Genomic DNA, 9,841 nt, shown 5'->3' on the forward strand with positions numbered 1-9,841 from the left:
ACGAACAGGTCGCCGGGGAAGCCCGCGACGATGTCGTCCTTGCCTTCGCCGAGCACGAAGGCGCCGACCATGAAGGCGGCGACGAAGGCCAGGGCGCCCATGTGGACGGGCAACACGGTGGCGACCAGGAAGACGACGGCCAGGACGATGATCGTGATGATCTGAACCGACATACGGACTCCAGCAGTTTTTCCATGATGCGGAAAACTATTTCCGCTTAGCGAGAGTATGACCTGGCTCACATTGGCCGTCAAGACTTTTCATCTTCCCCGGGAAGGCATATCTTCCGTATAGCGAGATAACTTTTCCGCATCGTGGATATTTCGAGCGAGGTCCTCATGAGCAGGCACTTCCTGCAGATCCCCGGCCCCACGAACGTGCCCGACAGCGTGCTGCGGGCCATGTCGGCGCCGACCATCGACCACCGGGGTCCCGAGTTCGCCGCACTCGGCCTGGAGGTGCTGCGCGACATCAAGCCGGTCTTCGGCACCGAAGGACCGGTCGTGATCTACCCGGCCTCGGGCACCGGAGCCTGGGAGGCCGCCCTGGTCAACACCTTGAGCGCGGGCGACAAGGTCCTGTGCTTCGAGACCGGCCACTTCGCCACCCTCTGGCAGGAGATGGCCGGACGGCTCGGGCTGGACGTCGAGTTCGTGCCCGGCGACTGGCGCAGGGGCGCCGACCCCGACGCCGTCCGGGAACGGCTGTCCGCCGACACCGGCCACACCATCAAGGCCGTCTGCGTGGTCCACAACGAGACCTCCACCGGCGTCACCAGCCGCGTCCCCGACGTGCGCACCGCCATCGACGCCACGGGCCACCCCGCCCTGCTGCTGGTCGACACCATCTCCTCGCTGGGCTCGATCGACTACCGCCACGACGAGTGGGGCGTCGACGTCACCGTCGCCGGCTCGCAGAAGGGGCTCATGCTCCCGCCCGGCCTGAGCTTCAACGCCGTCAGCGAGAAGGCCCTGCACGCCTCGCGTACCGCGAACCTGGCCAGGTCGTTCTGGGACTGGGCGCCGATCCTGGCCGCCAACGAACGCGGCTACTTCCCCTACACACCCGCCACCAACCTGCTCTACGGCCTGCGCGAAGCCCTTCGCCTGCTCTACGAGGAGGGCCTCGACGCCGTCTTCGCCCGCCACATCCGCCACGCCGAGGCCACCCGCGCGGCCGTACGCGGATGGGGGCTCGAAGTGCTCTGCGCCGACGAACGCGAGCACTCCGCGGCCCTGACCGCCGTGATCGTCCCCGAGGGATACGACGCCGACAAGATCAGAGCGATCATCCTCGACCGCTACGACATGTCACTCGGCTCCGGGCTCGGCAAACTCAGCGGCCGTGTCTTCCGCATCGGCCACCTGGGCGACTTCAACGACCTCACCCTGGCCGGCACCCTGGCCGGCGTCCAGATGGGACTCACCCTGGCCGGCGTGCCCATCAACCCGCGCGGACTCAACGACGCGCTCGAGCGCCTGCAGGCGCCATGACGGCCACCCTCCCGGAGACGGGCGACCTGCGGCGCGCGCTCGGCGCCGCCGTCGAGGGCGAGGTGGCCTTCGACGACTACACCCGCCACCTGTTCTCCCGCGACGCGAGCATGTACTCGATCATGCCGGTCGGCGTGGTCTTCCCCCGGCACGCCGGAGACGTCGCCGAGGCGGTCAAGGCGGCCGGGCTGGCGGGCGTGCCCGTGGTGCCGCGCGGCGCCGGCACCAGCCTGGCCGGGCAGACGGTCGGGCCCGGCCTGGTCCTCGACTTCTCCCGGCACATGAACCAGATCGTCGACCTCGACCCGAAGGCGCGGACCGCGCTGGTCGAGGTGGGGGTGGTGCAGGACCAGCTCAACCAGGCGGCCGCGCCGTACGGGCTGATGTTCGGCCCCGACACCTCCACCAGCAACCGCGCCACCATCGGCGGGATGATCGGCAACAACTCCGCCGGCAGCGGCTCGCTCACCTTCGGGATGACCATCGACCACGTCAGAGCCCTGGACGTGGTCCTGGCCGACGGCTCGACCGCGCGGCTGGAGCCGGTGAGCGAGGAGGAGCGGGCCCGCCGCGCCGCTGAGCCGACCCTGGAGGGCGCGCTCTACCGTGAGCTGCCCGGACTCGTCCGCGACAACGCCGAGGCGATCGCCACCGGCTTCCCGCCGTTCTGGCGGCGGGCCTGCGGGTACCGGCTGGACCGGCTGGCCGGGCCGGGGGAGTTCGACCTGGCGAAGTTCGTGGTCGGGGCCGAGGGCACGCTGGTCGTGGCGACGCACGCGCTGGTCGACCTGGTGCCCAAACCCCGCCACACCGTCTACGCCGTGGGCCACTTCGACAGCACCGCCGCCGCCATCGCCGCCACCGAGGACGCCCTGGCCTGCGAACCCGCCCAGGTCGAGCTCATGGACAAGACGATCCTGGACCTGTCCCGGCAGAAGATCGAGTACGCCGGTCTCGGTGACATCCTCAAGGGCGACCCGGCCGCGCTGCTGTTCGTCTCCTTCAGCGGCGACGACCGCGACCACCTGACCGCCAAACTCGACGAGGTCAGCCGGTCGTGGAAGCGCAACGGTCACGGTTACCACACCCTGCTCGCCGTCACCCCCGCCGAGCAGACGGCGCTGCTCAAGGTGCGCAAGTCGAGTCTCGGCCTGCTCATGGCGGCCGGCGAGGGCACCCGCAGGCCGCTGGCCTTCGTCGAGGACACCGCCGTCGACCCCAAGCACCTGGCCGAGTACACCGACCGCTTCCGTGGCGTGCTCGACCGGCACGGCCTGACGGCCGGCTTCTACGGCCACTGCTCGGTCGGCTGCCTGCACATCCGCCCGTTCGTCGACCTGGCCGACCCCGAGCAGGTGACGACCATGCGCGCGGTGGCCGTGGAGATCAAGGACCTGGTCGCGGAGTACGGCGGCGTCAACTCCAGCGAGCACGGGGACGGCCTGGCCCGCAGCGAGTTCAACCGGGAGATCTTCGGCCCGGAGCTGTACGAGGCGATGCGCTCGGTCAAGCACCTGTTCGACCCCGGCAACGTCCTGAACCCCGGCAAGATCGTCGATGCCCCGCCCATGACCGACAACCTGCGCGACGCGGCCCTGCCACCCGCGGGGCCCCTGCGCACCCGGCTGTCGTTCGAGGTGGTCGGCGGCATGCGGGGCGCCGCCGACCGGTGCATGAACATCGGGTTGTGCCGCAAGAGCGGCCCCGGCGTCATGTGCCCGTCCTACGTCGCCACCCGGCAGGAGGAGCACTCCACCCGGGGCCGGGCCAACGCCCTGGTCAAGGCGCTGTCGGAGCCCGACCCCGCCAAGGCGTTCGGTGACGAGCGGCTGCACGAGATCCTCGACCTGTGCCTGATGTGCAAGGCCTGCAAGAGCGAGTGCCCGATGAGCGTGGACATGGCCACGCTCAAGGCGGAGGCGCTGTCGCACCATCATGACCAGCACGGCGTGCCCCTGCGCTCACGGATCTTCGGCGCCATCCGCTCGCTCAACCGGCTCGGCTCGGCCACCGCGCCGCTGTCGAACCTGCCCACCCGGGTGCCGCTCGTCCGGCGGGTGCTGGAGCGCACGGTCGGGATCACCGCCGCCCGGCAACTGCCGCGCTTCCAGCGCGCCAACCTCATCCGCTGGCACAAAGGGCATAAAAAACACAAGGGACGCGAGACGCTGACGTTCCTGGCCGACTCCTTCACCACCTACACCGAGCCGCACATCGGCAAGGCGGCGATCGAACTGCTGGAGCGCGCCGGCTGGACGGTCGAGCTGGCCGCCACCGGCTGCTGCGGCCGCTCCAGCCTGTCCAAGGGCCTGCTCGACCAGGCCAAGGCGCAGGCCGGCGCGCTGGTCGCCCACCTGGCCGCCACCGAGGGACCGATCGTCGGCTGCGAACCGTCCTGCCTGTTCACCCTGCGCGACGAGCACCGGGCGATGCTGGCCGGCGACGAACGCGTGGACGCGGTCGCGGCCCGGGTGAAGCAGGTGGAGGAACTGCTCACCGAGGCCGTCGGCGCGGGCAGGCTGAAACTGCGCGCCGACTCCTGGCTCGCGGGCAAGAGGGTGGTCTTCCACGGCCACTGCCACCAGAAGGCCGAGGTCGGCACCGCCGCCACCATGGCCATGCTCCGGCTCATCCCCGGCGTGGAGGTCGTGGAGCTCGACACCGGATGCTGCGGCATGGCCGGCTCCTTCGGCTTCGAGGCCGAGCACTACGAGCTGTCCATGACCGTCGGCTCCGACCGGCTCTTCCCGGCGCTGGCCGCCGAGCCCGAGGAGACGGTCGTCGCGGCCACGGGCGTCTCCTGCCGCCAGCAGATCTTCCACGGCTCGGCCCGCCAGGCCTGGCATCCGATCGAACTCCTGCGTGAGGCGGTGGTTCCGTCATGAGGCTCGTCCGCTACACCCACAAAGACGAGGTACGCACCGGTGTGCTCGTCGGCCACGACATCCACCCCACCCCCGGGCAGGGGCCGGTGGCGGCGCTGGAGGAGGTGACGCTGCTGGCGCCCTGCGATCCACGGGTGATCGTCTGCGCCGGCCGCAACTACGGCGTACCGGGAAAACTCCGCAAACCACGGCTGTTCCTCAAGGCCGCCAACGCCGTCACCGGCCCGGGGGCCGAGGTGCGCCGCCCGCACGGGCTGCGCAGGCTGGAGTACGAGGGCGAGCTGGCCGTGGTCATCGGCCGCACCGCCCACCAGGTGCCCAAACGCCACTTCCGCGACTACGTCCTCGGCTACACCTGCGCCAACGACATCACCGCCGACGACTGGCGCAACGACGGGCAATGGGTCAGGGCCAAGAGCGCCGACACCTTCTGCCCGCTCGGACCCTGGATCGAGACCGACATCGACGACCCGGCCGGCCTGCACATCCGCACCCGCGTCAACGGGCTCGTCGTCCAGGACAGCCCCACCGCGGCGATGCTCTTCGGCGTCGACGAACTTCTCGCCTACGTCACCCGCTGGATCACCCTCAACCCCGGAGACGTCCTGCTGACCGGCAGCCCCGACGGCGTCGGCCCCCTGGCCGTCGGCGACGAGGTCGCGGTGGACATCGCGGGCGTGGGCGTCCTGAGCAACACCGTCCGATAGGAGGCAGGCCAGATGCGCTACACCGTCAACTGCTCCATCCTCTTCACCGACCTGCCCGTGCTGGAACGCCCGGAGGCCGCCCGCAAGGCCGGCTTCGAGGCCGTGGAGTTCTGGTGGCCGTTCGAGACCGCCGTGCCCGCCGACGCGCAGGTCGACGCGTTCGTACGCGCCGTCCGCGACGCAGGCGTCCAGCTGACCGGGATCAACTTCGCCGCCGGCGACATGCCCGGAGGCGAACGCGGCCTGCTGTCCCACCCGCACCGCGCCGCCGAGTTCCGCGACAACGTGCCGATCGTCGCCGCCATCGGCCGCACGCTCGGCTGCCGCTCCTTCAACGCCCTGTACGGCAACCGCCTCGACGACGTCCCCGAAGAACTCCAGGACGAGACCGCCCTCGCCAACCTGGCGCTGGCCCATGAGGTCGTGGACGGCGTCGTCCTGATCGAGGCGCTCAGCGGCGCCCCGGCCTACCCGCTCAAGACCGCCGCCGACGCGCTGGCCGTCGTGGCCGCCGTCCCGGGGCTGAAGCTGCTCGCCGACCTCTACCACTTGGCCGTCAACGGCGACGACGTGGACGCGCTCCTGCGCGGCGACCCGGACCGCATCGGTCACGTCCAGATCGCCGACGCGCCCGGCAGAGGCGCGCCCGGCACCGGCGACCTGCCGCTGGGCGCCTGGCTCACCGAGCTCGGCCGCACCGGATACGACGGCTGGATCGGCCTGGAATACAAAGCCAACCCGGGCGAGGACCCCTTCGCCTGGCTCACCTCCGACCACAAGGAACTGCCGTGAGCAACGTGACCGTCATCGGCCTGGGCATCATGGGCGCCCCGATGGCCGCCAACCTCGTCAAGGCCGGATACACCGTCACCGGCGTCAACAAGGAGCCGGAGAAGGTCGAGCGGCTGATCGAGCTGGGCGGCCACGGCGCGGGCAGCATCGCGGAAGGCGTGCGCGACGCCGACGTCATCGTGACCATGCTCCCCGACACCCCCGACGTCGAACTCGTCGCCGCCGACATCGTGGACCACGCCCGCGAGGGCACGCTGTGGATCGACGCCAGCAGCATCAGGCCGGACGCCGCCGCCCGCATGGCCGCCCAGGCGGCCGAGGCCGGGCTGCGCGCGGTGGACGCGCCCGTCTCCGGCGGCGAGCAGGGCGCGATCGACGCCAGCCTGTCCATCATGGTCGGCGGCGCCCCCGCCGACGTCGAGGCGGCCCGGCCCGTCCTGGAAGCGGTGGGCTCCACCGTCGTGCACGTCGGCCCCGCCGGGTCCGGGCAGACGGTCAAGGCCGCCAACCAGCTCATCGTCGCCGGCACCATCGAACTGGTCGCCGAGGCGATCGTGTTCCTGGAGGCCTACGGCGTCGAGATGGAGGCCGCGATCAAGGTCCTGTCGGCGGGCCTGGCGGGCAACCGCATCCTGGAGCGCAAGGCCGAGGGCATGCTGAGCCGTACCTTCCAGCCGGGCTTCCGCATCGACCTGCACCACAAGGACCTCGGCATCGTCACCGCGGCCGCCCGGCAGGCGGGCGTGGCCATCCCGGTCGGGGCGGTCCTGGCCCAGCTGATGGGCGCCGCGCGGGCCCAGGGTCACGGGCAGCTCGACCACACCGCCCTGCTGCTGCTCGTCGAGCAGCTCTCGGGCCGCTGAGCGCGAGGAGCGAACCCATGGCACGCATGCGAGCCGTCGACGCCGCGGTCCTGATCCTGGAGCGTGAGAACGCCACCCAGACCTTCGGGGTGCCCGGCGCGGCCATCAACCCGTTCTACTCCGCGATGCGCGCGCACGGCGGCATCAAACACGTCCTGGCCAGGCACGTCGAAGGCGCCGCGCACATGGCCGAGGGCTACACCCGCGCCCGCGCCGGCAACATCGGCGTGTGCGTCGGCACCTCGGGCCCCGCGGGCACCGACATGATCACCGGCCTGTACTCCGCCGCCGCCGACTCCATCCCCATCCTCTGCGTCACCGGCCAGGCGCCGGTCGCCCGCCTGCACAAGGAGGACTTCCAGGCCGTCGACATCGCCGCCATCGCCGCGCCGCTCACCAAGATGGCCTACACCGTCATGGAAGGCGCCCAGGTGCCGGGCGCCTTCCAGCAGGCCTTCCACCTCATGCGCTCGGGACGGCCCGGCCCCGTCCTCATCGACCTGCCGCTCGACGTGCAGCTCACCGAGATCGACTTCGACATCGACACCTACGAGCCGCTGCCCGTCCACCGGCCGGCGGCCACCCGGGCGCAGGCGGAGAAGGTGCTGGCCATGATGGCGGCGGCCGAGCGCCCGGTCATCGTCGCCGGCGGCGGCGTCATCAACGCCGACGCCAGCGACCTGCTGGTCGAGCTGGCCGAACTGCTCGGGGTGCCGGTCATCCCCACGCTCATGGGCTGGGGCAGCATCCCCGACGACCACCCGCTGATGGCCGGCATGGTCGGCCTGCAGACCGCCCACCGCTACGGCAACGCCACCCTGCTGGCCGCCGACTTCGTGCTCGGCATCGGCAACCGGTGGGCCAACCGCCACACCGGCGGGCTCGAGGTCTACCGGCGTGGCCGTACCTTCGTGCACATCGACATCGAGCCCACCCAGATCGGCAGGGTCTTCGCGCCCGACTACGGCGTCGTCTCCGACGCCGGGGCGGCGCTGATCCAGCTCGTCGAGGCGGCCCGCGCCACGCTGCCGCCGGACCGGGGCGTGTGGGCGAAGGAGTGCCAGGAGCGCAAGCGCACCCTGCACCGGCGCACCGACTTCGACAACGTCCCGATCAAGCCGCAGCGCGTCTACCAGGAGATGAACCTCACCTTCGGCAAGGACGTGCGCTACGTCTCCACGATCGGCCTGTCGCAGATCGCCGGCGGGCAGTTCCTGCACGTCTACAAGCCGCGGCACTGGATCAACTGCGGCCAGGCCGGGCCGCTCGGCTGGACGGTGCCCGCCGCGCTGGGCGTGGCCGTGGCCGACCCGGAGGCCACCGTGGTGGCGCTGTCGGGCGACTACGACTTCCAGTTCATGATCGAGGAGCTGGCGGTCGGCGCGCAGTTCAACATCCCCTTCCTCCAGGTGCTGGTCAACAACTCCTACCTGGGGCTGATCCGGCAGGCGCAGCGGGCGTTCGACATGGACTTCCAGGTCAGCCTGGCCTTCGACAACGTCAACGCGCCCGAGCTGGGCGGCTACGGCGTCGACCACGTCAAGGTGGTCGAGGGGCTGGGCTGTAAGGCCATCCGCGTGCACGAGCCCGGGGAACTGGCCGGGGCCTTCGAGGAGGCGCGGAAGATCATGGAGGACCTGCGGGTGCCGGTCGTGGTGGAGGTGATACTCGAACGGGTCACCAACATCGCGATGGGGGCCGACCTCGACGCCATCACGGAGTTCGAGGAGGTCGCCGACGCCGAGATCCTGTCGCGGGGGTGAGCGGCGATGTCCGTGCTGATCGCGCCCGACAAGTTCAAGGGCTCGCTGACGGCCCGCGAGGTGTGCGAGCACCTGGCGGCCGGCATCACCGGGCGCGCTCCCGGCATCCCGGTCGCCGCGCTGCCGGTGGCCGACGGCGGCGAGGGCACGCTGGAGGCCGCGCTGGCCGCCGGATTCCGCCGGGTCGCCGTCCAGGCCGAAGGGCCTGACGGGCGGCCGGTCGCGACCTCCTACGCCGAGCTTGACGGCGTCGCGGTGATCGAGCTGGCCGACGTGTCCGGGCTGGGCCGCCTGACCGGGCCGCCCGCTCCCCGCACCGCCACCAGTTACGGAACCGGCCAGCTCATCCGGGCCGCGCTGGACGGCGGCTGCCGCCGGATCGTGCTCGGCCTGGGCGGCAGCGCCTGCACCGACGGCGGCGCCGGCCTGGCCGAGGCGCTGGGCGCCCGGCTGGAGGGCGTCAACGGGCGCGGCGGCGCGGCCCTGTCCGCCATCGACCGGCTCGACCTGTCGCGGCTGCATCCCCGCCTGGCCGAGGTGGAGATCGACATCGCGATCGACGTGGACAACCCCCTGCTCGGCCCGTACGGCGCCGCCGCCGTCTACGGGCCCCAGAAGGGCGCGACGCCACGCGACGTGGCCGACCTGGAGACCGCGCTGGCCCGCTGGTCCCGGGCGGTCGCCGCGGCCACCGGCGTCGATGCCGCCTGCGTCCCCGGCGCGGGGGCCGCGGGCGGCGTCGGCTACGCGGGCCTGACCATCCTGCGCGGCACACTCCGCTCCGGCATCGAACTGGTCCTCGACCTCGTCGGCTTCCCCGCGCGCCTGGCGGCGGCGAAGCTCGTCATCACCGGGGAGGGCTCGCTCGACCACCAGACCGCCCGCGGCAAGGCGCCCGCCGGGGTCGCCGCGATGGCGGTCGCCGCGGGCACTCCGGTCGTCGCCGTGGCCGGGCGCTCGCTCCTTCCGCCCGCGGCCATCGAACGGCTCGGACTCGACCGCGTCTACCCGCTCAGCGCCCTGGAACCGGACGGCCGGCGCTCGATGCAGCGCGCCGGTGCGCTCCTGGAGCTGGTCGGCGGGCAGATCGCCGACGACTGGCTCGCCTGAACGCCCGGCCGGGCCACCCACGCCCGGCCGGATGGGTGGGTCGTCGCAACGCCCAGCCGGATCCCGCTCCCCAGCCCGGCAGGGCCACCCACCGGCGTGGGGGGCGGGGGCCCCCCCCCCCCCCCCCCCCCCCGCCCCCCCCCCCCCCCCCCCCCGGCCCCCCCCCCCCCCCCCCCCCCCCCCCCCCCCCCCCCCACCCCCCCCCCCCCCGGGCCCCCCCCCCCCGCG

7 protein-coding genes and 1 pseudogene are annotated in these 9,841 nt (G+C 72.2%); 7 read left to right on the forward strand and 1 reads right to left on the reverse strand.

Annotated features, from left to right (window positions below; translation table 11 throughout):
* A pseudogene (locus ACIBKY_RS55250) lies at nt 1–173 on the reverse strand (hypothetical protein); the annotation flags it as partial.
* A gap of 165 nt (nt 174–338) precedes the next feature.
* Between ACIBKY_RS55250 and ACIBKY_RS55255 the strand changes: the two are divergent.
* From ACIBKY_RS55255 to ACIBKY_RS55285, 7 genes are read left to right on the forward strand one after another with little or no spacing between them, the layout of a single operon-like run.
* Nucleotides 339–1,493 carry a pyridoxal-phosphate-dependent aminotransferase family protein gene (locus ACIBKY_RS55255; RefSeq protein WP_397110740.1) on the forward strand — a complete coding sequence of 385 codons (1,155 nt, stop codon included), beginning with the start codon at nt 339–341 and terminating at the stop codon, nt 1,491–1,493.
* Nucleotides 1,490–4,378, forward strand: coding sequence for an FAD-binding and (Fe-S)-binding domain-containing protein (locus ACIBKY_RS55260; RefSeq protein WP_397110742.1), 2,889 nt, complete (start codon nt 1,490–1,492; stop codon nt 4,376–4,378). The genes ACIBKY_RS55255 and ACIBKY_RS55260 overlap by 4 nt, the downstream gene beginning before the upstream one ends.
* Complete coding sequence (locus tag ACIBKY_RS55265) at nt 4,375–5,085, forward strand: fumarylacetoacetate hydrolase family protein (protein WP_397110743.1); 711 nt, start codon at nt 4,375–4,377, stop codon at nt 5,083–5,085. Before ACIBKY_RS55260 ends, ACIBKY_RS55265 begins: the two co-directional genes overlap by 4 nt.
* A 12-nt stretch (nt 5,086–5,097) precedes the next feature.
* Nucleotides 5,098–5,877, forward strand: coding sequence for a hydroxypyruvate isomerase family protein (locus tag ACIBKY_RS55270; protein ID WP_397110745.1), 780 nt, complete (start codon nt 5,098–5,100; stop codon nt 5,875–5,877).
* Nucleotides 5,874–6,740, forward strand: coding sequence for a 2-hydroxy-3-oxopropionate reductase (locus tag ACIBKY_RS55275; RefSeq protein ID WP_397110747.1), 867 nt, complete (start codon nt 5,874–5,876; stop codon nt 6,738–6,740). The genes ACIBKY_RS55270 and ACIBKY_RS55275 overlap by 4 nt, the downstream gene beginning before the upstream one ends.
* A 17-nt stretch (nt 6,741–6,757) precedes the next feature.
* On the forward strand, nt 6,758–8,503 hold the full coding sequence (gcl, locus tag ACIBKY_RS55280; protein ID WP_397110749.1) for a glyoxylate carboligase: 1,746 nt from the start codon (nt 6,758–6,760) through the stop codon (nt 8,501–8,503).
* Nucleotides 8,504–8,509: 6 nt separating this feature from the next.
* A complete protein-coding gene (locus tag ACIBKY_RS55285) occupies nt 8,510–9,613 on the forward strand; it encodes a glycerate kinase (RefSeq protein WP_397110751.1) in 1,104 nt (367 codons plus the stop codon).
* Nucleotides 9,614–9,841 lie beyond the last annotated feature (228 nt).

It is taken from the genome of Nonomuraea sp. NPDC050394, from assembly GCF_044459065.1.
In the GTDB taxonomy this organism is placed as follows: Bacteria; Actinomycetota; Actinomycetes; order Streptosporangiales; family Streptosporangiaceae; genus Nonomuraea.

Bases quoted from the DNA above. Each gene is read 5' to 3' on its own strand.
- gcl (WP_397110749.1), top strand. From the start codon at position 6,758: ATGGCACGCATGCGAGCCGTCGACGCCGCGGTCCTGATCCTGGAGCGT.
- ACIBKY_RS55270 (WP_397110745.1), top strand. From the start codon at position 5,098: ATGCGCTACACCGTCAACTGCTCCATCCTCTTCACCGACCTGCCCGTG.
- ACIBKY_RS55265 (WP_397110743.1), top strand. From the start codon at position 4,375: ATGAGGCTCGTCCGCTACACCCACAAAGACGAGGTACGCACCGGTGTG.
- ACIBKY_RS55285 (WP_397110751.1), top strand. From the start codon at position 8,510: ATGTCCGTGCTGATCGCGCCCGACAAGTTCAAGGGCTCGCTGACGGCC.
- ACIBKY_RS55255 (WP_397110740.1), top strand. From the start codon at position 339: ATGAGCAGGCACTTCCTGCAGATCCCCGGCCCCACGAACGTGCCCGAC.
- ACIBKY_RS55260 (WP_397110742.1), top strand. From the start codon at position 1,490: ATGACGGCCACCCTCCCGGAGACGGGCGACCTGCGGCGCGCGCTCGGC.